General features: G+C 63.1%; 22 protein-coding genes. 13 read left to right on the forward strand and 9 right to left on the reverse strand.

All coding sequences use genetic code 11. The features are described from left to right. The 7 genes from IAG25_RS07245 to IAG25_RS07275 all read left to right on the forward strand — a co-directional run bounded on the left by IAG25_RS07245 (window position 1) and on the right by IAG25_RS07275 (window position 8,591). Window positions 1–2,391 carry an aldehyde dehydrogenase family protein gene (locus IAG25_RS07245; RefSeq protein WP_187604242.1) on the forward strand — a complete coding sequence of 797 codons (2,391 nt, stop codon included), beginning with the start codon at window positions 1–3 and terminating at the stop codon, window positions 2,389–2,391. Between the two features lie 61 nt (window positions 2,392–2,452). Then, window positions 2,453–2,926, forward strand: coding sequence for an RbsD/FucU family protein (locus IAG25_RS07250; protein WP_187604243.1), 474 nt, complete (start codon window positions 2,453–2,455; stop codon window positions 2,924–2,926). Next, complete coding sequence (rbsK, locus tag IAG25_RS07255) at window positions 2,923–3,855, forward strand: ribokinase (RefSeq protein ID WP_187604244.1); 933 nt, start codon at window positions 2,923–2,925, stop codon at window positions 3,853–3,855. The genes IAG25_RS07250 and rbsK overlap by 4 nt, the downstream gene beginning before the upstream one ends. Next, window positions 3,852–4,895: an ABC transporter permease gene (locus IAG25_RS07260; RefSeq protein ID WP_187604245.1), complete on the forward strand. Its 1,044-nt coding sequence runs from the start codon at window positions 3,852–3,854 to the stop codon at window positions 4,893–4,895. The genes rbsK and IAG25_RS07260 overlap by 4 nt, the downstream gene beginning before the upstream one ends. Before the next feature lie 50 nt (window positions 4,896–4,945). Then, window positions 4,946–5,950 carry a substrate-binding domain-containing protein gene (locus IAG25_RS07265; RefSeq protein ID WP_187604246.1) on the forward strand — a complete coding sequence of 335 codons (1,005 nt, stop codon included), beginning with the start codon at window positions 4,946–4,948 and terminating at the stop codon, window positions 5,948–5,950. 53 nt (window positions 5,951–6,003) lie between these two features. Further along, a complete protein-coding gene (locus IAG25_RS07270; protein WP_035499852.1) occupies window positions 6,004–7,533 on the forward strand; it encodes a sugar ABC transporter ATP-binding protein in 1,530 nt (509 codons plus the stop codon). Next, entirely contained in the window at window positions 7,530–8,591 is a 1,062-nt protein-coding gene (locus tag IAG25_RS07275) for an ABC transporter permease (RefSeq protein ID WP_187604247.1), read from the forward strand. Before IAG25_RS07270 ends, IAG25_RS07275 begins: the two co-directional genes overlap by 4 nt. Before the next feature lie 73 nt (window positions 8,592–8,664). Here the strand turns inward: IAG25_RS07275 and IAG25_RS07280 are convergent, their stop codons facing one another. After that, a complete protein-coding gene (locus IAG25_RS07280; RefSeq protein ID WP_187604248.1) occupies window positions 8,665–9,387 on the reverse strand; it encodes a DeoR/GlpR family DNA-binding transcription regulator in 723 nt (240 codons plus the stop codon). 144 nt (window positions 9,388–9,531) lie between these two features. After that, window positions 9,532–10,212 (reverse strand): dihydrofolate reductase family protein, encoded by a 681-nt coding sequence (locus IAG25_RS07285; RefSeq protein WP_187604249.1) that lies wholly within the window; start codon window positions 10,210–10,212, stop codon window positions 9,532–9,534. A 118-nt stretch (window positions 10,213–10,330) separates the two neighbouring features. Here IAG25_RS07285 and IAG25_RS07290 point away from each other — a divergent pair, with 118 nt between their 5' ends. The 4 genes from IAG25_RS07290 to IAG25_RS07305 all read left to right on the forward strand — a co-directional run bounded on the left by IAG25_RS07290 (window position 10,331) and on the right by IAG25_RS07305 (window position 13,028). After that, entirely contained in the window at window positions 10,331–10,582 is a 252-nt protein-coding gene (locus IAG25_RS07290; protein WP_187604250.1) for a hypothetical protein, read from the forward strand. Window positions 10,583–10,837: 255 nt separating this feature from the next. Further along, entirely contained in the window at window positions 10,838–11,125 is a 288-nt protein-coding gene (locus IAG25_RS07295) for a DUF3649 domain-containing protein (protein ID WP_187604251.1), read from the forward strand. A 47-nt stretch (window positions 11,126–11,172) separates the two neighbouring features. Further along, window positions 11,173–12,750 carry a PepSY-associated TM helix domain-containing protein gene (locus IAG25_RS07300; protein WP_375336507.1) on the forward strand — a complete coding sequence of 526 codons (1,578 nt, stop codon included), beginning with the start codon at window positions 11,173–11,175 and terminating at the stop codon, window positions 12,748–12,750. Further along, on the forward strand, window positions 12,747–13,028 hold the full coding sequence (locus IAG25_RS07305; RefSeq protein WP_187604253.1) for a DUF3325 domain-containing protein: 282 nt from the start codon (window positions 12,747–12,749) through the stop codon (window positions 13,026–13,028). Before IAG25_RS07300 ends, IAG25_RS07305 begins: the two co-directional genes overlap by 4 nt. A gap of 24 nt (window positions 13,029–13,052) precedes the next feature. Here the strand turns inward: IAG25_RS07305 and IAG25_RS07310 are convergent, their stop codons facing one another. From IAG25_RS07310 to ptsP, 3 genes are all read right to left on the reverse strand, one after another. Further along, entirely contained in the window at window positions 13,053–13,955 is a 903-nt protein-coding gene (locus IAG25_RS07310) for a DMT family transporter (protein ID WP_187604254.1), read from the reverse strand. A 106-nt stretch (window positions 13,956–14,061) separates the two neighbouring features. After that, a complete protein-coding gene (gene ptsG, locus IAG25_RS07315) occupies window positions 14,062–15,837 on the reverse strand; it encodes a PTS glucose transporter subunit IIBC (protein WP_187604255.1) in 1,776 nt (591 codons plus the stop codon). Window positions 15,838–15,850: 13 nt separating this feature from the next. Then, a complete protein-coding gene (gene ptsP, locus IAG25_RS07320; protein WP_187604256.1) occupies window positions 15,851–18,385 on the reverse strand; it encodes a phosphoenolpyruvate--protein phosphotransferase in 2,535 nt (844 codons plus the stop codon). Between the two features lie 321 nt (window positions 18,386–18,706). Here ptsP and IAG25_RS07325 point away from each other — a divergent pair, with 321 nt between their 5' ends. Beyond that, window positions 18,707–18,931, forward strand: coding sequence for a DUF6900 domain-containing protein (locus IAG25_RS07325; RefSeq protein ID WP_035499921.1), 225 nt, complete (start codon window positions 18,707–18,709; stop codon window positions 18,929–18,931). Between the two features lie 193 nt (window positions 18,932–19,124). Here the strand turns inward: IAG25_RS07325 and IAG25_RS07330 are convergent, their stop codons facing one another. The 4 genes from IAG25_RS07330 to IAG25_RS07345 are packed head-to-tail and all read right to left on the reverse strand — an operon-like array spanning window position 19,125 to window position 23,044. Next, on the reverse strand, window positions 19,125–19,916 hold the full coding sequence (locus IAG25_RS07330; RefSeq protein WP_187604257.1) for an SDR family oxidoreductase: 792 nt from the start codon (window positions 19,914–19,916) through the stop codon (window positions 19,125–19,127). Window positions 19,917–19,949: 33 nt separating this feature from the next. After that, window positions 19,950–20,690, reverse strand: coding sequence for a 3-oxoacyl-[acyl-carrier-protein] reductase (gene fabG, locus IAG25_RS07335; RefSeq protein ID WP_187604258.1), 741 nt, complete (start codon window positions 20,688–20,690; stop codon window positions 19,950–19,952). A gap of 24 nt (window positions 20,691–20,714) precedes the next feature. After that, window positions 20,715–22,058 (reverse strand): MFS transporter, encoded by a 1,344-nt coding sequence (locus IAG25_RS07340; protein WP_187604259.1) that lies wholly within the window; start codon window positions 22,056–22,058, stop codon window positions 20,715–20,717. Window positions 22,059–22,105: 47 nt separating this feature from the next. Beyond that, window positions 22,106–23,044, reverse strand: coding sequence for a 3-keto-5-aminohexanoate cleavage protein (locus IAG25_RS07345; protein ID WP_187604260.1), 939 nt, complete (start codon window positions 23,042–23,044; stop codon window positions 22,106–22,108). 138 nt (window positions 23,045–23,182) lie between these two features. Between IAG25_RS07345 and IAG25_RS07350 the strand changes: the two genes are divergently transcribed. Then, the gene (locus tag IAG25_RS07350) at window positions 23,183–24,208 is read left to right on the forward strand and encodes an AraC family transcriptional regulator (RefSeq protein ID WP_187604261.1); all 1,026 of its coding nucleotides are present in this window, start codon (window positions 23,183–23,185) and stop codon (window positions 24,206–24,208) included. Window positions 24,209–24,216: the final 8 nt, after the last annotated feature.

The raw sequence follows: 24,216 nt of genomic DNA on the forward strand, positions 1-24,216 counted from the left end.
ATGAGCGTTGCCGAATACTTCTCCTCGATGGAATACGGACCCGCACCGGAAGACGATCGCGCTGCGCGCGCATGGCTCGATCAGCACGACGGGCGCTTCGGTCACTTCATCAATGGCGCATGGCGCGATAGCGACGACGCCGACCGCTTCGATTCGCGCGAACCCGCCACGGGCCGCGCGCTCGCATCGATCGCGCAAGGCACGCAAGCCGATGTCGACGCCGCCGTGGAAGCCGCGCATGCCGCCCTCGAAGGCTGGCAGGCGATCGGCGGAGCGGGGCGCGCTCGGCATCTCTATGCGCTTTCGCGCATGGTGCAGCGGCACAGCCGGCTCTTCGCCGTGCTCGAATCGCTCGACAACGGCAAGCCGATTCGCGAGTCGCGCGATATCGATATACCTCTTGTGGCAAGGCACTTTCTGCATCACGCGGGATGGGCGCAGTTGCAGGACAAGGAGTTCGCCGACTGGGCGCCGCTCGGCGTGATCGGGCAGATCGTGCCGTGGAATTTTCCGCTGCTGATGCTTGCGTGGAAGATCGCGCCCGCGCTCGCGCTCGGCAATACGGTCGTCCTGAAGCCCGCCGAATTCACGCCGCTGACCGCGCTGCTGTTCGCCGAACTCGCGCATCGCGCGGGCTTGCCCAAGGGCGTGCTCAACGTCGTCACCGGCGACGGAAGCACGGGCGCGGCGCTCGTCGAGCATAAGCGCGTCGCGAAGATCGCGTTCACGGGCTCGACCGAAGTGGGTCGCCAGATTCGCGCGACGACAGCCGGCTCCGGCAAATCGCTGACGCTCGAACTCGGCGGCAAGTCGCCCTTCATCGTGTTCGACGATGCCGATCTCGACAGCGCCGTCGAAGGCGTCGTCGATGCGATCTGGTTCAATCAGGGACAAGTGTGCTGCGCGGGCTCGCGTCTTCTCGTGCAGGAAGGCATCGAAACGCGCTTCGTCGAGAAGCTCAAGCGCCGCATGGACACGCTGCGCGTCGGGACCTCGCTCGACAAGGGCATCGACATGAGCGCGGTCGTCGATGACGTGCAGCTCGAACGCATTCGCGCGCTCGTCGACAAGGGCGAAAGCGAAGGCTGCGAAATCTATCAGTCGCCGCGTGCCACGTTGCCCGAGCACGGCGCGTTTTTTCCGCCGACGCTCGTCACCAATGTCGCGCCGGCATCGACGCTCGCGCAGGAAGAAATCTTCGGGCCGGTGCTCGTGACGATGAGCTTCCGCACGCCGGAAGAAGCCGTCGCGCTCGCGAACAACACGCGCTACGGCCTTGCCGCGAGCGTGTGGAGCGAGAACATCAGCCGCGCGCTCGACGTCGCGCCGCGCCTGCAATGCGGCGTCGTGTGGATCAACGCGACCAATCTCTTCGATGCGGCCGTCGGCTTCGGCGGCTATCGCGAATCCGGCTTCGGGCGCGAAGGCGGACGCGAGGGCATTTACGAATATCTGAAGCCGCGCGCGTGGACCAGACTCCCGGTTCGCGGCGAATCGAAGCCGTTGCAGGCGCAACCCGATTCGCTCGTCGATGCAGGCAAGGTCAGCGCGCTCGATCGCACCGCGAAGCTCTTCATCGGCGGCAAGCAGGCGCGGCCCGACAGCGGCTATTCGCGGCTCGTGCATTCGCCCGCCGGCGAGATCGTCGGTGAAGTGGGCGAGGGCAGCCGCAAGGACATTCGCAATGCGGTGGCCGCCGCGCGCGGCATGAGCAAGTGGTCGTCGGCGAGCGCGCACAACCGCGCGCAAGTGCTGTACTACCTCGCGGAAAATCTGAGCGCGCGCGCCGATGAGTTCGCGAAGCAGCTCGTCGCGCGCGCGGGTTCGAACGAACGCGATGCGAAGCGCGAAGTGGATGCGTCCATCGCGCGCTTCTTCACCTACGCCGCGTGGGCCGACAAGTACGATGGCGTGGTGCATGCGCCGCCGTTGCATGGCGTCGCGCTCGCGATGCACGAGCCGCTCGGCGTGATCGGCATCGTGTGCCCGGACGAAGCGCCGCTGCTCGGCTTCGTATCGCTCGTCGCGCCCGCGCTTGCGCTGGGCAATCGCGTGGTCGTGGTGCCGAGCGAGACGTGCCCGTTGATGGCGACGGACTTCTATCAGGTCGTCGAGACATCGGATGTGCCGGGCGGCGCGCTGAACATCGTCACCGGCGATGCGCGTTCTCTGGCGCAGACGCTCGCGCAACACGACGATGTCGATGCGCTCTGGTGCTTCCACGGCGCGTCGCTTTCGGCGATGGCCGAGCGTGAATCGACCGGCAACCTGAAGCGCACGTTCGTCGATCAGGGCCGCGTGTTCGACTGGCACGATGCCGCAAGCGAAGGACTGCCGTTCCTTCGCCAGGCCGTGCAGGTCAAGAACATCTGGGTGCCGTACGGAGACTGACTGAAGCATTGAACGGGCGCAGATCTCGACACGAGACACGCCCACGCATGGAGGAGACGCTGTGCTGAAGAACATCGATCCGCTCTTGAACGCCGATATCCTGTACGCGCTTGCCGCGATGGGTCACGGCGACGAAGTGGTGATCTGCGACGCCCATTTCCCCGCCGATTCCGTCGCGCGGCAAACGGTGCTGGGCAAGCTGCTGCGCGTGGACGGCGCGAACGCGCCGCGTGCGGTGCGCGCGGTGCTGTCGGTGCTGCCGCTCGACACGTTCGTCGACGATCCGGCGGGCCGCATGGAGATAGTCGGCGATGCATCGACCTTGCCGGCCGTGCAGCGCGAAGCGCAACGCGAAGTGGACGACGCGGAAGGCCGCGAGACGCCGTTTGCGCCGATCGAACGTTTCGCATTCTACGAGCGCGCGAAGCAGGCCTATTGCGTAATCGCGACGGGCGAAGCGCGCGGCTACGGCTGCTTCATCTTCAAGAAAGGCGTGCAGCTCGCACCTGATGCACCGGAAGGAGGTACGCGATGAAAAGCGTCGTCATTCTCGGCATCTATGTGACGGACCTCGCGTTCCGCGCAGCGCGCATGCCGCTGCTCGGCGAAACGGTCGCGGGCTCGGCGTTCAAGATGGGACCGGGCGGCAAGGGCTCGAATCAGGCGGTGGCCGCCGCACGCGCGGGCGCGAACGTGATCTTCTGCACGCGCATCGGCGCCGATGCGTTTGGCGAGATCGCGCAGGCGACCTGGGCTGCCGAAGGCATCACATCGCGCGCAACCGTGATGAACGACGTTGCAACGGGCGCCGCGCATATCTATGTCGATGAGAACACGGGCGGCAATGCGATCATCGTCGCGGCGGGTGCTGCGGGCGCGCTCGCTCCCGAAGACGTCGATGCAATCGAGGACGATATCGCGCGCGCGGGCGTCTTCGTCACGCAACTCGAACAGCCGATTCCGGCTGCGCGCCGCGGTCTGGAACTCGCGCGCAAGCATGGCGTGACGACCGTGTTCAATCCGGCACCCGCCATACCGCTCACCGACGATATCTATCCGCTGTGCGACTACATCACGCCGAACGAAACGGAAGCGACGGCGCTGACGGGCGTGCCTATCGCCAATGTCGATGACGCGCGCCGCGCCGCCGACGTGTTGCTGAAGAAGGGTGCACGCGCGGTGATCGTCACGTTGGGCGAAGCAGGCGCGCTGCTGCATACGCCGAACGAATCGACGCTCGTGCCTGCATTCGATTGCGGCCGCGTCGTCGAAACGGCCGGCGCGGGCGATGGCTTCACCGGCGGCTTCGCGGCCGCGCTCGCACGAGGCGAAAGCCCGGCCGATGCGGTGCGCTTCGGCTGCGCGCTCGCGAGCATCTCCGTGACGCGTCCGGGCACCGCGCCATCGATGCCGCGTCTCGACGAGATCAACGCGCTGCTCGAACAAGGGAGCGTCACGCAATGAAAGCGTCGAAGTGGCTCGCCGACCGCCAGTTCAACTTCCTTATCGCCGTGAACGTGCTCGTCGTGATCGTCGCGACGTGGATGTCGCACGGCCAGTTCCTCGATATCGACAATCTCCAGTCGATGGGCGGCCAGTTGCCCGAGCTGGGCCTGCTCGCGCTCGGCATCATGCTGTCGATGGTGTCGGGCAACGGCGGCATCGATCTGTCGGGCGTCGGGCTTGCGAATCTCTCCGGCATGGTCGCGGCGATGCTCTTGCCGCACATGGTTTCCGCCGACGATTCGCCCGCGCTCTATACGGCGGTGTTCATCTGCATCGTTGTGGCGATGGGCGCGATCGGCGGACTGCTGAACGGCGTCGTGATCGCGAAGCTGAAACTCACGCCAATTCTCTGCACGCTCGGCACGCAACTGCTCTTCACCGGCATCGCGGTCGTGCTGAGCAACGGCGCATCGGTGCGCGTGGAATATGTCGATCCGCTGTCGAACATCGGCAACGGCACCTTCCTGCAAGTGCCGATTTCATTGTGGATCTTCATTGCCGCCGTGCTGCTGCTCGGCTGGGTGCTCAAGCGCACGCCGTTCGGCCTGCGTCTCTATCTGATGGGCACGAACCCGAAAGCCGCCTTCTATGCGGGGATTCCGCGCGCGCGCATGCTGATTCTCACGTACGGGATGTGCGGCGTGCTCGCGTCGCTCGCGGGTCTCATCAGCGCGACGCATACGTCGAGCGCGAAGTGGGATTACGGCAATTCGTATTTGCTGATCGCGATCCTGATCGCGGTGATGGGCGGCGTGAATCCGGCGGGCGGGTATGGACGCATCGTCTGCGTGTTTCTCGCCGCGACCGTGCTGCAGTTTCTGTCGAGCCTGTTCAACCTGCTCGGCGTATCGCAGTTCTTCGGCGATTGCGCGTGGGGCTTTCTGCTGCTCGCATCGCTCGCATTCGCGGGTGGCGATCGCGTGCGCGCGATCTTCGGTATCGGCGGGGCCGCGCCCAAAAGCAATGTTCCGCCGCCGCCCGCATCGACGGGACGTTAGTGTTGCGTGTGATTCATCAAAGAGACCAATCGAAATAAAGGAGACAAGCAATGAAGCTCAACAGATTCGGCACCGCGCTCACGGCGATCGCACTCGCAGCGGGCGCGATCGCGGCGGCGCAAGCCGCGACGAACGAAACCATCGTGACGGTCGTGAAGGTGACCGGCATCAACTGGTTCAATCGCATGGACGAGGGCGTGAAGGAGTTCGGCAAGGAGAACCCGAACATCAACGCATATCAGACGGGACCGGGCCGCGCCGACGCCGCGCAGCAACTGAAGATCATCGAAGACCTGATCGCGAAGAAGGTCACGGCGATTGCCGTGGTTCCGTACGATCCGCCGACGCTCGAACCCGCGCTCAAGAAAGCGATGGATCGCGGCATCAAGGTCGTCACGCATGAAGCGGACAACGCCAAGAACACGATGGTCGATATCGAAGCCTTCGACAACACCGCATACGGCGCGGGGCTGAACGAGCGCCTCTCGAAGTGCATGGGTCAGCAGGGCAAGTGGGCGGTGCTGGTCGGCTCGCTCGGTTCGCGCTCGCAGGTTCAATGGGCCGACGGCGGCATCGGCAATGCGAAGGCCAAGTATCCGAAGATGGATCTCGTCGAGCCGAAACTCGAAACCAACAACGACGGCGAACGCGCGTATCAGGTCGCGAAGGAAGTGCTGCGCAAGCACCCGGATCTGACGGGCTTTCAAGGGTCGTCGTCGCTGGATGTGATCGGCATCGGCCGCGCGGTCGAGGAAGCGGGCAAGGTCGGCAAGATCTGCGTGTACGGCACGGGCCTGCCGACGGAAGCGGGCAAGTTCCTGGAGAGCGGCGCGATCAACGGCATCGCGTTCTGGGATCCGAAGCTCGCCGGTCTCGCGATGAACAAGGTCGCGCAGATGCTCGTGGACGGCAAGGAAGTGCAGAACGGTGCGGACCTCGGCATTACCGGCTACAACAAGGTCAGCGTGACGAAAGGCCCGGGCAAGGGCGTGATCGTGCGCGGCACCGGCTGGGTCGACGTCGACAAGACGAACTACAAGCAATACAACTTCTGATGTGACGCGCGCGGCGCGCTTTTAAAAGAGCGCGCCGCTTGCCCTGGACAGACATGACCACAACGACACCGCTCCTCGAAGTCGTCGATATTCACAAGCGCTTCACCGGCGTCTATGCGCTGCGCGGCGTGAGCCTCGCGTTCGAGCGCGGCCAGATTTATCACTTGCTCGGCGAGAACGGCTGCGGCAAGAGCACGCTCATCAAGATCATTTCGGGCGCGCAGCCACCCGATGAAGGCGAGCTCGTGATCGAAGGCGTGCGTCACAAGAAGCTCTCGCCGCTCGAATCACTTTCGGCGGGCATCGAAACGGTCTATCAGGACTTGTCGTTGCTGCCGAACATGAGCGTCGCGGAGAATGTCGCGCTGACGTCCGAACTCGCGGAGCATGCGGGCAAGCTCGCGCGCACCTTCGATCGCCGGGCGCTAGGCGAAACCGCCGCGCGCGCGCTCGAAGCAGTCGGCTTGCCGGGCGACGCGGATTTTCAGAAGACGCTCATCGAGCAGTTGCCGCTCGCGACGCGTCAGCTCGTCGCGATCGCGCGGGCCATTGCGAGCGAGGCGAAGTTCGTCATCATGGACGAGCCGACGACATCGCTCACGCAGAAGGAAGTCGATAACCTCATCGCCGTGCTCGCACGTTTGCGCGCGGACGGCGTGGCCGTGCTGTTCGTGAGCCACAAGCTCGACGAATGTTATGCGATCGGCGGCGAAGTGATCGTGCTGCGCGACGGCCAGAAGATGGCGCAGGGACCGATCGAAAACTACACGAAGGCGCAGATCAGCGAGCTCATGACGGGCAAGCATCTGTCGACGGAACGGTATCGCGCGCAAGGGGAAGAAGGTGCATCGCAGGTCGTGCTCGATGTGCAAGGTCTCGGCCGCAAGGGCCAGTTCGCCGATGTGTCGTTCAAGCTGCACAAGGGCGAAATTCTCGGCGTGACCGGTCTGCTCGATTCGGGCCGCAACGAACTCGCGCGTGCGCTTGCGGGTGTCGCGCCCGCCGACATGGGCGCCGTGACGCTCGACGGCATGCGCGTGCGCCTGCATTCGCCGGCGGATGCCAAAGCGCAGCGCATCGGCTATGTGCCGGAAGACCGCCTGAACGAAGGGCTTTTTCTCGACAAGCCGATTCGCGACAATGTCGTGACCGCGATGATCGCGAGCCTGCGCGACCGCTTCGGCCAGATCGACCGCAAGCGCGCGCAGGAGCTTGCCGAGCGCACCGTGAAGGACTTGCAGATCGCGACACCCGATGTCGACAAGCCCGTGCAATCGCTTTCGGGCGGCAACCAGCAGCGCGTGCTGATCGGCCGCTGGCTCGCGATCGATCCGCGCGTCTTGATTCTGCATGGCCCGACGGTCGGCGTCGACGTGGGATCGAAGGACATCATTTATCGGATCATGCAGCGGCTATCGAAGGAAGGCATCGGGATCATCCTGATCAGCGACGACTTGCCCGAGTTGCTGCAGAACTGCGACCGCATTCTGATGATGAAGAAGGGCCGCGTCGCGAACGAATATCGCGCGGACCGGTTGAACGAGGCCGATCTTTATCACGCGCTACTTTCAGAGGCAGCATGAGCATGAGCGAATCCATCCGCCGCACGGGAAGCGAGACGATGCCGCAGCACGCGGCCGAGATCGCGCCGCGTGTGCGCAAGGGCAACCTGTACGCGCAACTGATGCGCAATCCCGAGTGGTTCACGCTCGGGCTGATCCTGGTGACGTGTCTGGTCGTGGGCAGCATCAACCCGCGCTTTTTCCAGTTCGCCACGCTGTTCGACCTGCTGCATTCCGCGACGACGGTCTCGCTATTCGCGCTCGGCACGCTCGTCGTGCTGGCGTCGGGCGGCATCGACGTGTCGTTCACGGCGATTGCCGCGCTGACGATGTACTCGATCACCAAAGCCGTGTTCGCGTGGTGGCCCGAGTGCCCGTTCGTGCTGATCCTGCTTGCGGGCGCGATCGGCGGCGTGGCGCTCGGCGTGATCAACGGGATGCTCGTGCACCGGCTGAAGGCGCCTTCGCTGATCGTCACCATCGGCACGCAATATCTGTATCGCGGCTTGTTGCTGACTTTCGTCGGCACGCAGTTCTTCATGAACATTCCGCATAGCATGGATACCTTCGGGCGCCTGCCGCTGTTCTTCTATCACACGCCGGATGGCTTGCGCGCCGTGTTGCCCGTCTCCGTGCTCGCGCTCGTGATCGCGGCGGTCGTGACATGGTGGCTGCTCAATCGCACGATGATGGGCCGCGGCGTCTATGCGATGGGCGGCTCGCTCGCCATCGCCGAACGGCTCGGCTACAACCTGCGCGCGATTCACTTGTTCGTGTTCGGCTATACCGGCTTGCTGGCGGGCGTCGCAGGCATTCTGCATGTATCGACCAACCGGCTTGCGAATCCGTTCGATCTCGTCGGCACCGAGCTCGACGTGATCGCCGCCGTGATTCTCGGTGGCGCGCGCATCACCGGCGGCACGGGAACGGTAGTGGGCACGCTGTTGGGCGTCGTGCTGGTGACGCTCATCAATAGCGTGCTGATTCTCGTCGGCGTGCCGAGCACCTGGCAGAAGGTGATCATCGGCGCGTTCATTCTGGTCGCGGGGACGTTGTTCGCGTTGGGACGCAGGCAGTAACGTTCTAAAAAAGCGGAACAAAAAAGGCTCGTTCAAATCCTGAACGAGCCTTTCTGTTTTTAAGCGGAACGAATCAGGCGCGTTTTTTAAGCGTCTGGCCTTGCTCCGTGATCACCGAATCGAACTCCGAAATCTGCGAGAACCGCACCGCCTTCACCTTGCCGAACTTGCTCGCATCGACGACGAGATGCCGTTCCACCGCGCTCGCCATCGCCGCCTGCTTGATGGCGACTTCATGAAAGTTCCAGCACGTGACGCCACGCGCTTCATCGACACCGCCCGCCGACATGAACGCCTTGTTGATGCCCATACGCCGCAGCGTTTCGACGCTTTCGTCGCTGGCGAATGATTCCGACGACGGCACGTACACGCCGCCGAGCAGGATCATGCGCACATTCGGCTTGCGCCGCAAAATCTCCGCGACATTGAGCGAATAGCACACGACCGTCAGATGCATCTCGGCGGGAATCTGCCGCGCGAGCGTCGTCAGGGTCGTGCCGCAATCGATGAAGATGGTTTCGTTATCGACGAGCAGACGCGCCGCGTGATTCGATGCGATCGCCTTCGCCTGCGCGAAATGATCCTTTTCTTCCTCGATGGTGTAGCCCGCGTTGGGCACATCGGCTGCGCTGACGATATAGCCGCCGAGATAAGTGAACTGGCCGGGATGCGCGGCGATATCGCGGCGCACCGTCATCTCCGATACGCCGAGCAATGCGGCCGCATCGCGCAGACGCATGACGCTCTGTTTTTCGAGCGCACCGGAGAGGGCGCGCAGGCGTTCGTTCTTGGCCATCGGGATGGCGCGACGAGGCGCGCTCTTGGTGGCGGCGTGTCGCGCGAGTTGTGTTAGGTTTTGGTCGTTCGATGAAAGGATTATAACAATGCAAGCCGCATTTTTAGCGTCTTGCCGGGCGCGGCGCGGGTAAATCCCGAGACGTCAGGACTTGCGTGTGTAGCGCAGCCAGACAACGTCGTGTTCCAGTTTTTCGATCGATTCGAGCTTGAGATAAGTGGGCGTTTGCCACTGGTCCATCGCGACTTCGAATGACGACGTATGCGCTTCGCGTCCATCGACGAGGGGAATCACGAGGACGCTGACCTCATCGGCGAGCTGTGCATTCACGAACGCGCCCGAGACATGTCCGCCGCCTTCGACGATCAGCTTGCCGATCTCCAGTTCGCGCGCGAGCGTATCGACGACGCGCTTCAGTTCGATATCGTCCTTGCCGCCGAACACATACGACGCGCCTATCGATTGCAGATACGCGAGGTAGTCGTCCTCGACGCTTTCGGCGAGCACTTCGACGATGTGCGAGTCGAGCGCCGTGTTGCTCTTCCACGCGACGCGTCCCTTCGGATCGATGGAAATCGCGTACTGGCTCGCATCGCGTTTGGCGAAATGATCGGTGCGCGGAATCGGGCTTTTCGCGAGTCCGCGCGGATAGTCGCGATCCTTGCCGTGCGAGATTTCCTGCATCGTGACGCGGCCGCATGCCCACGCGTCGGCCTTGAAGCGTGCGGCGGTGTCTTCGTAGATGGGCGATGCGAAATCGAGATTCCAGTTATCGGTGAGGCTGCGGCCGTCGATCGACGACATCATGTGACAGACGATATGCATGGTCTACTCCGGGCGTGAAGAGTTTCGATGCATCGGCGGCGCAAGGGCCGTGCCGCCGGAGAGAGCGAAGGCGAGCGCCGCTGACGCGCGATGATCGCGATGTGCGAAAATCGTCGATATGAAAAAGAACACCTTGCTCATCGTTCCGGCCTTGCTGATGGCGCTCAGCCCGATCGCGCATGCGAGCGTCGAATCGGGCGCGCATCAGTTCAAGGAAGATGTCAAATCGGCGGGACGTCAGACTGGCCACGCGGCTCGCGATGCCGCGCACGCGATTGGCGACGGCGCGAAATCGGCGGGTCACGCTATCGCGGACACTTCGAAGCGCGGCTATCACGCCACCAAAAAATGGGTGACCGGCGAAGAGTAAGCCGGTCCCGCCACACGCTCATCTTCCATATTCCGATGCGCCGGAAGGCGCATCGCGTCTTCCCCGCGCGTAATCACCTGGTTTTAAGCGCCGCTTGACAAGTTTGCCCTGAGTTATTGATAATTATTATCATTTACGTCAGGCATTTCTTCAGGCGCGCCGGCTCCCGCATCCATCGATGCGCACGTTCCTCCGGCCAAACCATTCGCAGACCAATCAGTGGAAACACAAGACGCGGCGACGCGCATCCGATCAATGAGCACGATCGTCAGGCACGGCCCGCTCGCCTCTCGAATCGTCGCGGCGATCTTCGGTGGCTATGCGCTTGCCGCACTCGCAAGCGTGGCAGCACTTGCGCTGCCGATGAGCAAGCCGCAAGCCGTGCTGACCGGCATGCTCGCGAGCTTTATCGTCTACGCGTGCGCGGTGATCTGGGTGTTCGCGGTTCGTAGCGCGCGGCGCGCTTGGACAGGTCTCGTGATCGTCGCCGTGCCGCTGTTGCTGGCCGCGTCGAGCGTATGGGCGGGAGGGCGCATCTCGTGAAACGCGCGCGCGATCCCGAACCGAAAGCCCGCGGCATTCGCCAGAGCATGTCCGACCTGCACACGTGGGCGGGCCTGCTCGCCGGCTGGATTCTCTACGCGATGTTCCTGACCGGCACCGTCAGCTACTTCAAGGACGAAACCTCGCAATGGATGCGGCCGGAGCAGCCGCATCAGCGCGACATGCCGGATGCCGCGCGCGTCGCGCAACGCGTCACGGCGACGCTCGGCACGATCGCCGCGGGCAGTTCGCAATGGAGCTTCGACTTGCCCGACGAGCGCACGAGCGTCATCGGTTCGTTCTGGCGCACGCCGGGCGCGGCGGCAGGCAAGCGCACATTCGAATCGGCGAGCTTCGATCCGGTAACGGGCCAGCGCACGAGCGCGCGCGAGACGCTCGGCGGCGAATTTTTTTATCGCTTCCATTTTCAGTTTTTTTATATGCCGGTGCTGTGGGGCCGCTGGCTCGCGGGACTGTGCGCGATGTTCATGCTCGTCGCGATCGTGAGCGGCGTCATCACGCACAAGAAAATCTTCGCCGATTTCTTCACGTTCCGGTGGGGGAAGGGGCAGCGCTCGTGGCTCGATGCGCATAACGCACTGTCGGTGTTCGGCTTGCCGTTTCACGCGATGATCACCTACACCGGTCTCGTCACGTTGATGACGATGTACATGCCGTGGGGCGCGCAGACTGCGTTCAGGACGCCCGCCGAACGCGAGGCGATGACATCGCAACTGAGCGCGTTCATTCAGCCCGGCAAGCCTTCCGGACAGAAGGCCAGCCTCGCGCCCGTCGATGCGATGGTGCGCGAAGCGCAGGCGCGCTGGGGCCGCGACAAGGCGGGCCGCGTGACGATCACGAATCCAGGCGATACCACCGCGCGCGTGGCCGTCTCGCGCGGCGAGGCGTCACGCGTATCGATGAGCCCGCAATACATGCTCTTCGATGGCGTGACGGGCAAGCTCATCGACGTGAAGGACCGTGTCGGCGGCGCGGCGGAAGCGCGCGGCGTGTTGTATGCGCTGCATCTCGGACGCTTCAGCGATCTGCAGTTGCGCTGGCTGTACTTCATCGTCAGTCTCGCGGGCACGGCGATGGTCGGCACCGGTCTCGTGATGTGGACAGTCAAGCGCCGTCAGAAACTGCCCGATCCCGCGCGGCCTCATGTCGGCTTCTGGCTTGTCGAGCGTTTGAATATCGCGAGCATCGCGGGGCTCTCCGTCGCGATGACGAGCTTTCTGTGGGCCAATCGTCTGCTGCCGCTCGGAATCGCCGCGCGCGATAACGCCGAGATCAACGTGTTCTTCGCGGTGTGGGGCGCGACCTTGCTCCATGCGTTCCTGCGTCCGGCGAAGCGCGCGTGGATCGAATCGTTGTGGCTCGCGACGGCGCTGCTCGCGCTCCTGCCCGTGCTCAACGCGTTGACTACCGACCGGCCTTTGTGGCGCAGCATCGAGCAAGGCGATTGGGTCTTCGCGGGCTTCGATCTGATGATGTGGGCATTCGCCGCGCTGCATGCGGCCATGGCATTGCGCGTGACCCGGCATCGTCCGCGCGTGAAGCCCGCGGGCAAGGGCGTGGGCGCGCGCGTTGCGATGCCCGAGCGTGAGAAGGAAAGCGCATGACGCATCTCCTGAGCATCGTTTTCTGCGTGATGGCGTTCGCTTTTCTGGCTGTCTCGAGTGACCGCCATCAGATGGCCTTGTTCGGGCGCGCGCTTCGCGCCGGACAATCGCGCGGGTTTCGCATCGCGGGGTGGTGCGGTCTCGCGCTCGCGTTGCGCTTCATCGTCGGCAATGAAGGATGGGCGCTCGGCCTCGTCGCCTATAGCGGCTGCACGAGTCTCGCGGCCGGGCTCGTATATGGCGGACTCATCGCTTATGAGCGGCTTTTCGCGGCGTGACGTGCAGAAAAATGCCCGGCGCGTTCAGGCGATCGGTCCTTCGGGAATCTTGCGCTGCCACGCAACGGCGATCGCGCTGCCGACGATCAACGCGATGCCCGCGAGCGACAGCGGCGTAATGGTCTCGCCCCACGCGATGTAGGCGAACAATGCCGCCCACACGATGCTCGTGTAGTTGAACGGCGCGAGCGTGCCGGCGTCGGCGCGCCGGAAGGCGACGGTCATCAGAATCTGCCCGACGGTCGCCAATGCGCCGAGGAGTGCCATGAGCAAGAGCGCGTCGGGCATCGGCGTCTTCCAGCTAAAAGGGAGCGTGCTCGCGCTGACGACAGTTCCCACTGCCGTGAAGAACAGCACCGTGGTGCGCGAATCGTCGGTCGGGCGAATGCGTTTTATCTGGATGATCGAGAGTGCGCCGCACAACGCGCTGAGCAGCAACAACACCGGCCCGAGCCAGTTCGACTCGCCACCACCCGGACGCACGACGAGCAGCACGCCGATAAAGCCGATGAGCGCGGCCACCGCCGAGCGAGCCGTGAGCCGTTCCTTCAGGATGAACGGTGCAAGCACGACGACGAGCAGCGTCTCCGAATACGCGATCGCCACCGCCTCGCCGAGCGGCATATAAGGCAGACCCGCGAAGAAGAAGCCGGACGCGCCGAGCAGCGTGAGCGCGCGCCACGTCTGTCCTTTGATGTCGAGTCGCTTCACGCGATCGATCAGCGATCGTTTGCCGACACAGCACGCGGCAATCGCCGGAACGAGGCCGAACAGCATGCGAAAGAACGTGAGCTCGTTTGCCGGATAGTGCAGCGCGACCGCTTTGGCCAGCGTGTCGACGATCGCGAAGCACAGCATCGACGCAAGGATGAAGCCGATGCTGGCTAGCGGCAAGTGACTCGTGCGCGTGACGGCGGTGGAAGGCATGTCGCGAGAATATCGTGGCGGAGCCTCGAATCATCGCATAGCCGCGCGCGCATGCCGAATCGACGGCCGCGCATCGATACGGGACCGTCGATCGAACGTGCCTGATTCACCGCATCGCGCCCGCGAGATTTTCCGCTTCCAGCCCGACGATCAGATCGACTTCGCCATTGGCAAGCACTTGCGTCGCGGGCACGCCGGCTGCCTTCAACGCGGCGCCGTCGAGACGCGATGCATCGCCGAGCGCGACGCGCAATCGCGTGGCCGCGAGCGGTTCGAGCTTCAGGATATTGGCCGCGCCGCCCAGCGCCGCGCGAATCTTTTCCGCGCGTGCCTTCTGCTGCGCCGTGTCCTGCGCGGCAACCGCAGCCGGCGCGCGCGCAGCTTCCGTCGCGGCGGTGGTCACGCCGGCCACCGGCAGATCGGCATCGCTGCCCGCGGACTTCAGGTATTCCTGCATGTCGGTCTTCATGTTTTCCGACAGCGGCCCGAAGATCGCCTGCACGCCGTTGCCGACGCGCACGACGCCCGCTGCGCCGAGCGCTTTCAACCGTGCATCGTCGACGAGCGATGGATCGTTCACCGAGATCCGCAAGCGCGTGATGCACGCATCGAGACTCTTGATGTTCGAGCGACCGCCGAACGCCAGCACGAGATCGCGCGAGCGTCCGCCCGGGCCCGTGCTCAGCGCCGCGGTCGCCACCGTATCGTCCTCGCGTCCCGGCGTCTTCATGTTGAAACGCGTGATCACGAAACGGAACACGCAGTAGTAGATCGCCGCGTAGATCGGCCCGAGAATGAACACGTACCACGCGTGCGTCGCCTTGTTGCCGATCAGGTTGAACATCAGAAAGTCGATCGCGCCTTGCGAGAAGGTGAAGCCCATGTGCATGTTCAGCGTATTGGCGACGAACTGCGCCGACGCCGCGAGACACGCGTGAATGAAATACAGCACGGGCGCGACGAACAGGAACGCGAACTCGATCGGCTCGGTGATGCCGGTGAGAAACGACGTCAGCGCCGCCGACACCATCATGCCGCCGACCGCGACTTTCTTCTCCGGCTTCGCGCAATGCCAGATCGCGATGGCCGCGGCAGGCAGGCCGAACATCTTGAACAGGAACGCGCCGGACAGAATGCCCGCGGTGGGATCGCCGGCGAAGAAGCGGTTGATGTCGCCATGAACGACCTTGCCGGTCGTCGGATCGAGGAAGCTGCCCGCTTCGAAGAAAAACGGAACGTTCCAGATATGGTGCAGGCCGAACGGAATCAGCAGACGTTCGACGAAGCCGTAGACCGTTGCCGCCGTGCGCGGATCGGAGACCGCCGCCCATTGCGAGAACGCCTTGATCACGCCGCCGATCGGAGGCCACACGACCGACAACACCGCGCCGAGCACGATCGAACCGATGGCCGTCACGATCGGCACGAAGCGCTTGCCCGCGAAGAAGCCGAGATACGCCGGCAGCGAAATGCGGTAATAGCGATTGAACATCCAAGCCGCGAGACCGCCTGCGAGAATGCCGCCGAACACGCCGGTCTGGATCGATGGAATGCCCATGATCAGACTGGTCTCGACGCCTTCGACCTTTGCGATCACGCCGAGCGTCGCCGTCATCACGAGATAGCCGATGGTCGCCGCGATGCCCGATACGCCGTCGTTCTCCGTGAAGCCGAGCGCGACGCCGATCGCGAAGATGAGCGGCAGATTGCCGAAGATCACATCGCCCGCGTTCTTCATCAACTCCAGGATGATCGCGGGCACGTAGCCGTGGAAATCGGTCGCGCCGAGGCCGAGCAGCAAACCCGCGACCGGCAGCACCGCGACCGGCAGCATCAACGACTTGCCGACTTTCTGCACCACGCCGAATGCATTCTTGAACATGAAAAGTCTCCGCTTATTCTGCGTAGGGCGCGAGGAGGGCGCGCACTTCCTCGGCCGTGCCGAGCGTGATGACTTTCGCTGCGAGCGTGCGCGCTTCGTCCATCGTGAGGCGCGCGAGTTGCGCCTTGATCGAGCCGACGGCGGGCACGCTGACCGATAGCTCGTCGATGCCGAGCCCGACGAGCACCGGCACGGCCATCGCATCCGATGCGATGCCGCCGCACACGCCGACCCATTTGCCGTGCTTGTGCGCGCCCTCGACCGTCATGCCGATGAGACGCAGCACCGCCGGATGCAGCGCATCGGCCTGCTTCGCGAGCTTCGGATGCCCGCGATCCATCGCGAGCGTGTATTGCGTCAGATCGTTGGTGCCGATAGAAAAGAAATCGACTTCGCGCGCGAGCGGCTCGGCGATGAGCGCGGCGGACGGCACTTCGATCATCACGCCGACCTTCACGTCGCCGATGCGATCGCCGGCTTCTTCCTGAAGAATCCGCCTCGCCGCGCGCACTTCCTCGATCGCGGCGACCATCGGAAACATGATGTGCAGATTGCCGATCGATGCGGCCCGCAGAATGGCGCGCAATTGCGTGCGGAACATGTCGGGACGATCGAGACTCACGCGCACGCCGCGCAGCCCGAGAAACGGATTGTCTTCCTTCGGCAGCGGCATGTAGGAGAGCGGCTTGTCGCCGCCGACATCGAGCGTGCGCACGACGAGCGGACGCTCGCGGCCGAGCGCTTCGGCGACCGCGCAATATTCGGCGGCCTGTTCGTCTTCCGACGGCGCGGTGTCGCGGTTATCGAACAGGAACTCAGAGCGCAGCAGCCCGACGCCTTCCGCGCCCGCCGCGACCGCGTCGCGCGCTTCCTGCGCATTGCGGATGTTCGCGACCACTTCGACGCGATGACCATCGGCCGTGACGGCGCGCTTGCCTGCGGCGACTTTTTCTTCTTCGCGCTTCTTCGTCTGACGCTCGATGCGTTCGCGCGCCTTCGCGAGTTCGTCCGCGCTCGGATTGCGGCGCAGGCTGCCGTGCGAGCCATCGAGCACGACGAGCGTGCCGTCGGGCAATTGCAGCGCATCCTCGTCGATGCCGCAGATCGCCGGAATGCCGAGCGAGCGCGCGAGGATCGCCACATGACTCGTCGCGCCGCCGGTCGTCGTGCAGAAGCCGAGGACCTTGCTGCGATCGAGCGATGCGGTATCGGAAGGGGACAACTCCTCCGCGATCAGGATCGATTCGCCGGGCACATCGATATGCGCCTGCTTCACGCCCGCGAGCAGCGCCAGCACGCGGCGGCCGACATCGCGGATATCGCCCGCGCGCTCGCGCAGCAACGCGTTGTCGACCTTCTCCAGATTGTTCGCCTGCGCCTCGAACGCGGCGCGCCATGCGAAGCCCGCGCTTTTGCCTTCGCTGATGCCGCCGATGGCCGTGTCGTTGAGACCGGGATCGTCGAGCAGTTCCAGATGCGCATCGAGAATCTGCGCCTTCGACGGATCGGTCAGCTTCGCCTTCAGCGCCTCGATTTGCTGGCGCGCTTCATGATGCGCCGCGTCGAGCCGTGCGCGCTCGCGTTGCGGCGATTCACCGGCTTCGGCCACGTCGATGACTTCCTGGCGGAACTGCACGATCTTGCCGACCGCGAGCCCCGGCGACGCCGATACGCCGGTGAATTCGTTCGCATCGGCGGGCGCGGCGGGTTTCGGCGCGACCGCTTCGGCTGCGGGCGCGGCGGGCGCGGGCGCATCGCCGGGCTTCTCGCCCGAACCCGACGCGAGCAGACGCGCGAGCGCTGCCGCGGCTTCGCCTGCATCGGGGCCGGCGGCCTCGACACGCACCGTGTCGCCGAACTTCGTCGCGAGCGTCATCAGCGCGACGACGGACTTCGCATTCGCGCTATCGCTGCCGCGCAGGAGGCGGATATCGGATTTGTACTTTTTCGCTTCGGCCGCGAACACCGCCGCGGGCCGCGCATGCAGTCCCTGGGGATTCGGCAGCGTGACTTCGTCGGACCGGATCGCGTCGGCCGCGCCGACGCCGGCATCTTCAAGCGCGCCGCCGACGAACTCGACCGCCAGCGCAACGTCCTTGCCTGCGGTGACGAGGCCCGTCGCGGGCATATAGCGCGTGACGAGTTCTTCGCCATTCGCGATGACCATCTGCGTGAGCAGACTCACGGCTCGCGCGCCGACGATGAGCGGATCGAAACGGATCAGCGGCTGGCCGGTCGTGACGGAGTCGCCTTCCTTGACGAGCGGCGTGAAGCCTTCGCCGCGCAGCATCACCGTATCGAGGCCGATATGTATCAGTACCTGGAGGCCGTTTTCTCCCGTCACCGTGACCGCATGTGCCGCGCGATGCAGTTGCGTGATCGTGCCGGGAAGGGGGGCGAGCAATTCGTCGGATGTCGGATCGATCGACACGCCGTCGCCGACCATCTTTTGTGCGAAAACCGGATCGGGCACGGTGTCGAGTTGCACCATCACGCCGGAGAGCGGCGCCATCAACTCGATTCGTGCCAAACGTTGAGGAGCTTTCACGTGAACGACTCCTTTTCCTTGACGATATGAGCTGAAACCGGCCTGAGGTAAATCATAGGCAACGGCTTCGTGATTCGCTGACCGAATGAATGCGCGTTCGCAAAAGCACGCTGTTTGTGGGGCGATGCGCGCATTGATTCGGATTCTGAAACGCCGCGTTCTCGTTCCGAGAGCAATGACGGCGAAAATCGCGCTATTGTTTCGCAGCGCATCGGTGGTTTCTAGAGACCATGCTCCAATCGCGGCGATCCGCCGCAGGCCGCGCGCCCGCATCGCATTAATCTAGTTAACTAGTAAATGCAAGCAAAAGGAGCGCGCATCATGATCTACCGCAACAAAAACGAAGCCTATTGGGAGCCGCTGTTGACGATCGCACGCGACGAGCTTGGCATTCAATCATTCGATCCGATGGGCAAGCCCAGCGCCGACATACGCATGTGCCGTGTCGAGGACATCGGGCGCGCGCTCGAACGCGCTTATGATTTCGGGCTGCTCGTCGGACATACGGTGACGCGCGCCGAGCGCGCGAAGGGACATTGCGCGTGAATTAGGTGTGCGCTATTTGTGCGGGCGGATAGCGCCGCATGCAGCGGTCCGTGCTTCGGTCCGCTGCATTCGTCTTGGCTAGAAGCGGACATTAGGATATTGCCGCTACAAACAAAAGTGCGCTAATTTATATTATGTCAATTAAAGCATCCGCAGCGCCGATTGCATCTGAACAACGGCGCCGCCCAACGACTCAAAGATACTCGACATTCCCGTCGACACTGATCGACTGTCCAGTGATATTACGGGCAGCCGGCGAAGCAAGAAAAAGCGCCGTGGCCGCGATGTCCTGCATCGTCACCATACGACGCAATGAGATCTTCTTCAGGTAGTTATCCCGCATCGCATCTACCGTGATCCCAAGCGATTCCGCCCGCGCGGCGATCACGCGATCCATCCGCTCTCCCTGCACGACGCCCGGCAAAATGGCGTTGACGCGAATATCGCTGGGCCCCAACTCGATGGCCAGCGATTTGGTGAGCCCCACGAGCGCCCACTTCGTCGCCGCATAGGGCGTGCGGAACGCATAACCGAGCCGTCCCGCGACAGACGACATCGTGATGATGCTCGCACTCCGCGATGTCTCCTTCATGAGCGGCACCGCTCTGCGCAGGAATTTGAACTGCCCGTTCAAATTGGTCGTGACCGTTTGCTCCCACTGTTGCTCGTCGATATCTTCGATGGCCCCTGTCGGTCCTGCAATCCCGGCGTTGTTGATCAACAGATCGAGGCCCCCCAACGTGCGTTCGGTTGCCTCGACGACCTGATCGACCTGGCTCGAGTCACTCACGTCCGCGACGCAGCCATGTAACGACGTGCTCGTCGATGTAAATGCTTCGACGGCCTTAGCATCGATGTCGCAGATGACGACGTGCGCGTCGGCCTGAACGAACGCCTGCGCCATCGCGGCGCCGATGCCCGAGGCCGCGCCGGTGATCAACACCCGCAGACCAGGCTGCGGCTTCAACAGTTCAAAAGTATTCATATCGGCAAAGTTGGACTTTCGATATCGAGGAAGTCAGAGCGTCATGCCGCCGGACACTTCGATCACGGCACCATTGATGTAGCTCGCCTCGTCGCTCGCCAGAAACGCGTAGACGCTGGCGACCTCTTCCGGCGCGCCAAGGCGGCCGAGCGGCACCTGTTCGCGCATCTTGTGCAGAACGTCTTCGGGAATCGTCGACAGTATCGACGTGTCGATGAACCCCGGAGCGACCGCGTTGACGCGAATGCCCTTGGGCCCAAGCTCCCGGCTCCATGTCTTCGTGAACCCGATCACACCGAATTTGGATGCTGCGTAGTTGGTTTGACCGAAGTTCCCATAGATGCCAACGACAGAGCTCGCGTTCAGGATGACGCCCGAGCCTCGCGCGACCATCCCTTCCACGACGGCCTGGCTCGCATGGAAGACGGCTCGCAGATTGACGTCGATCACTGCGTCGAATTGATCGAGCGTCATCTTCTGCAGACGCGCGTCGCGCGTAATGCCTGCGTTATTCACCAGCACGTCGATGCGGCCGAAGCGCCTGATCACGCTCGTGACCACTTCGTCCACACTTAGCCTGTCGGTCATGTCGATGCAGTATCCCGCTGTTTCCGCACCTGCTTTCCTGCACGTCTCGGTCACTTCCTCGAGCGACGCCTCATTGACGTCGCACGCAACGACCGTCGCACCTTCCTGTGCGAACTTGCGAGCGGTGGCGGCGCCGATGCCCTGCCCCGCGCCCGTGATCAGCGTTACTTTTTCTTTTAGTCTCATCTTTTCCATTTTTTTATCGATCGTTCAGGACTGCATTCCGGCGGCACTGCCGTTGCCAGGCGACACCAGCGCTTCGGTCTCGCGGCGTATCGCCTTTGCAAACAATGGCACGAGCAGCAAGCCGAGCAACGATGCCACGAGAATGATGTAAAAGCCGGAATCGCTACGTCCTGTGAAGGTTTCCGCCAATCCAAACAGGTAAGGTCCGACGAACCCGCCGATCAGCCCGATCGTATTGATGAACGCGAGACCTGCCGCCGCCTGAATGCCGTGCAGTCGCTTCATCGCAATGGCCCAGTACGACGGCAACACGCCCCCCGCAAAAAAAGCGGTGACCGCAAGCAGCGTCATGCGCGCTGCCGGGGTGGAAGTCGCGATGAACGCGCACGCGCCGGCAATGAGTCCCACCGTGAGAATGCCGAGGAACGCGCAGTCATTGCCGTAGCGCCGATGAATCCGCGGAAGGATCAGCACGCCCAACAAAAAGCCAAGGCCGACGCTCGCGGCAAGCACGCCGACGAGCAGTGGCGACTTGACGTGCATCTGCTGGATCATCGACGGTGCAAAGAAGTACAGTCCGACGAACGCCACCTGGTTGAGGAAGTAGATCAGGCCCATCAGAACGGTCGTGGGACGCTTCAACGCGGCCATCCAGTCGGAAGACGTGAGCTCCGGATGTCCTTGCGCATCGGCGGCTGCGCGCGACTCCAGCGCTTGCGCCTCTTCGACGGACAGCCAGCGGGCGTCGCGCGGACGCTCCGGCATTTTGAAAAAAAGCAGAATGCCGACGAGCACGCTGGGAATGCCTTCGATCATGAACATCCATTGCCAGCCATGAAGGCCAGAGAGGCCGTTCAGTTGCATCAACGCTCCGCCGAGCGGACTGCCGAGCATCAGTGCAAGCGCAGGCGCAATGTAGATCCATCCCACGACGACAGGCTTGTCATTCGGTGCGAACCACAGCGTGACCATGTACATGAGCGCCGGGAAAAGCCCTGCCTCGGCGATGCCGAGCAACACGCGCAGAACGTAGAACGACCACTCGCCCTGAACGAACATCATCGCGGTGGAAAGAATGCCCCACGTCACCGCGATTCTCGCGATCCACCGACGCGGCCCGACGCGATGCGCAGCCAGATTGCTGGGCACTTCGAGCAAGGCATAGCCGATGAAGAAAATGCCTGAACCCAATCCGTATGCGGCAGCGCTGATGCCCACATCGATTGCCAGTTGAGCTTTGGCCAGAGCCACGTTCGTGCGATCCAGGAACGACATGAAGTAGATCGCGCACATGAGTGGAATGAGTCGCCGCATCGCTTTGTGCGTGGCGATGCGGTGCAGCTTGTCGAGTTCGTCGGTGATGTTCATTTTGTCTCCGGGATGGGTCTTCGCCCCGTCTATGAATATTGAAGGTCTTACGGTGTAATCTTGTCGCGCCCCTTCAGTCCCAGCATCGCGCGCGCTTCGTCCGGCGACGCTATTTCGAACGAAAGATCTTCGAGGATTCGGCGGATCTTGCGCACCTGCTGCGCATTCGACTCGGCCTTGACGCCCTTTGCGATGTACACGCTGTCTTCCAGCCCGACGCGGACGTTGCCGCCGAGAATGGCGCTCATCGTAACCAGCGGCATCTGGTGACGGCCCGCGCCGAGCACGGAGAAGTGATAGTTCTCGCGTCCGAAGAGGCGGTCTGCCGTTGCGCGCATCACGGTCATGTTCTCGGGGTCCGCGCCCATGCCGCCCAGAATGCCGAACACCGATTGAATGAAGAACGGCGGCTTGATCAAGCCTTGATCCACGAAATGCGCGAGATTGTAGAGATGCCCCAGGTCATAGCATTCGAACTCGAAGCGCGTCCCTTTACCGCCCAGTTCGAGAAGGATGTGCTTGATATCCCTGAAGGTGTTGCGGAAGATCATGTCCTCCATACCCTCGACATACCCCTTCTCCCATTCGTAGCGCCATGACGACACTTTCGACGCAAGCGGATGGATCGAGAAGTTCATCGATCCCATATTGAGCGAGCACATCTCGGGCGCCGCGCGCAGCGGATAAGCGAGCCGCTCTTCCAGCGTCATGCGCGTGCTGCCGCCCGTCGTGATGTTGATGACCGCATCGGTTGCCTCCGCGATGGCGGGCACGAACTGTTGGAAGATGTCCGGGTTGGGCGTCGGACGGCCGTCGTTGGGGTCGCGTGCGTGGAGATGGATGATCGCCGCGCCCGCTTCGGCGGCCTGGATCGCCTCGTCGCGAATTTGTGCGGGCGTGATCGGCAGATGCTCCGACATCGTCGGAACATGCGTGGCGCCGGTGACAGCGCACGAAATAATGACCTTGCGGGTTGAATCGCTCATCGAGATCCCTCGTCTCCGTTTCTGTTCGACGCAATTCCTGGTCGGAACGGCGCCTTGTGACTGAGATCTTATTGAGATAGTATTTTCCGGAAAAGGTCTTTTTCGGACACTCGCGAGTCCTCACGGGACAATAGAAACATGGCCACCCTCCGACCTCCGCTGAACGAACGCATGTTCGCGCCTTACAAGATCGCCGCGCTCGTCGAAGTGCTTGCGGAACAGGGAATCGCGCCTGAGGACAGCCTGAGCGGCTCGGACGTCACGGTCGCCGATCTGCAGGACGCGTCGGTGCTCACGTCCGTCGGACAGTACGCAACGGTCTGCCGGAACGCCGTGTCGCTTGGCTGCGAGCCGGATACGCCGTTCAGGGTCGGACGCAAGCTGCATCTGTCCGCCTACGGCATGTATGGCTATGCGCTGATGTCGTGTCTGTCGTTGCGTGACTACTTCAAACTCGGCGTGAAGTATCACAGGCTCGCCACGCCGACCGTCGCAATCGAATGGACGGAGTGTCCGGATCGCATGGTCTGGACATTTCCCGACGCGTTCGTCTCAAGCCCGTCGCGCGAACTGCGCGAGTTCATCATCGAGCAGCAATACACGCAGCATGTGACGCATCTTCAGGACGTCGCCGGCGGTGTCTGTCCGCCGATGAAGGCGTGCTTCTCGTATCCCGCGCCCGCGCACGCGGCCATCTACCCGGACTATCTCGGCTGCGAATGTCTCTTCGATCAGGAGCAATGCGAACTGATCTACGACAGCGCGATTCTCGACCGCAAGCCGCAACTCGCCCACCCGCTCACGACGACGTTGCTGCAAGAGACCTGCGATCGTCTGATCGGACAGGCGAAGACATCGAGCGGCGTCTCGGGCGAGGTGTATCAATGCCTGATGGCCACGCCCGGATCGTTTCCCGACATGGAGACCGTTGCCAGGTCGATGCATCTCACCTCACGCACCCTGAGGCGGCGACTCGACGAAGAAGGCTCGTCGTTTCAGGCGATCGTGGATGACGTCAAACGCTCGCTCGCGCTCGAATATCTGAAAACGACGAAGATGAGCACCGAGGACGTCGCGATGCTGCTCGGCTTCAGCGATGCCGCGAATTTCCGCCGCGCGCTCAAACGCTGGACGGGCAAAGGAACCGAGGAACTGCGTCATTGAGAGGCGCG

This window comes from Caballeronia sp. EK, assembly GCF_014384845.1.
In the GTDB taxonomy this organism is placed as follows: Bacteria; Pseudomonadota; Gammaproteobacteria; order Burkholderiales; family Burkholderiaceae; genus Caballeronia; species Caballeronia jiangsuensis.

Excerpts from the sequence above, each read along its gene's own strand:
- IAG25_RS07345 (WP_187604260.1), bottom strand. The coding sequence starts at position 23,044 with ATGAGCGATTCAACCCGCAAGGTCATTATTTCGTGCGCTGTCACCGGC.
- IAG25_RS07290 (WP_187604250.1), top strand. The coding sequence starts at position 10,331 with ATGAAAAAGAACACCTTGCTCATCGTTCCGGCCTTGCTGATGGCGCTC.
- rbsK (WP_187604244.1), top strand. The coding sequence starts at position 2,923 with ATGAAAAGCGTCGTCATTCTCGGCATCTATGTGACGGACCTCGCGTTC.
- IAG25_RS07300 (WP_375336507.1), top strand. The coding sequence starts at position 11,173 with ATGTCCGACCTGCACACGTGGGCGGGCCTGCTCGCCGGCTGGATTCTC.
- IAG25_RS07305 (WP_187604253.1), top strand. The coding sequence starts at position 12,747 with ATGACGCATCTCCTGAGCATCGTTTTCTGCGTGATGGCGTTCGCTTTT.
- IAG25_RS07310 (WP_187604254.1), bottom strand. The coding sequence starts at position 13,955 with ATGCCTTCCACCGCCGTCACGCGCACGAGTCACTTGCCGCTAGCCAGC.
- IAG25_RS07275 (WP_187604247.1), top strand. The coding sequence starts at position 7,530 with ATGAGCATGAGCGAATCCATCCGCCGCACGGGAAGCGAGACGATGCCG.
- IAG25_RS07285 (WP_187604249.1), bottom strand. The coding sequence starts at position 10,212 with ATGCATATCGTCTGTCACATGATGTCGTCGATCGACGGCCGCAGCCTC.
- IAG25_RS07295 (WP_187604251.1), top strand. The coding sequence starts at position 10,838 with ATGAGCACGATCGTCAGGCACGGCCCGCTCGCCTCTCGAATCGTCGCG.
- IAG25_RS07340 (WP_187604259.1), bottom strand. The coding sequence starts at position 22,058 with ATGAACATCACCGACGAACTCGACAAGCTGCACCGCATCGCCACGCAC.
- ptsG (WP_187604255.1), bottom strand. The coding sequence starts at position 15,837 with ATGTTCAAGAATGCATTCGGCGTGGTGCAGAAAGTCGGCAAGTCGTTG.
- IAG25_RS07265 (WP_187604246.1), top strand. The coding sequence starts at position 4,946 with ATGAAGCTCAACAGATTCGGCACCGCGCTCACGGCGATCGCACTCGCA.
- IAG25_RS07350 (WP_187604261.1), top strand. The coding sequence starts at position 23,183 with ATGGCCACCCTCCGACCTCCGCTGAACGAACGCATGTTCGCGCCTTAC.
- IAG25_RS07270 (WP_035499852.1), top strand. The coding sequence starts at position 6,004 with ATGACCACAACGACACCGCTCCTCGAAGTCGTCGATATTCACAAGCGC.
- IAG25_RS07260 (WP_187604245.1), top strand. The coding sequence starts at position 3,852 with ATGAAAGCGTCGAAGTGGCTCGCCGACCGCCAGTTCAACTTCCTTATC.
- IAG25_RS07280 (WP_187604248.1), bottom strand. The coding sequence starts at position 9,387 with ATGGCCAAGAACGAACGCCTGCGCGCCCTCTCCGGTGCGCTCGAAAAA.
- IAG25_RS07325 (WP_035499921.1), top strand. The coding sequence starts at position 18,707 with ATGATCTACCGCAACAAAAACGAAGCCTATTGGGAGCCGCTGTTGACG.
- fabG (WP_187604258.1), bottom strand. The coding sequence starts at position 20,690 with ATGAGACTAAAAGAAAAAGTAACGCTGATCACGGGCGCGGGGCAGGGC.
- IAG25_RS07330 (WP_187604257.1), bottom strand. The coding sequence starts at position 19,916 with ATGAATACTTTTGAACTGTTGAAGCCGCAGCCTGGTCTGCGGGTGTTG.
- IAG25_RS07245 (WP_187604242.1), top strand. The coding sequence starts at position 1 with ATGAGCGTTGCCGAATACTTCTCCTCGATGGAATACGGACCCGCACCG.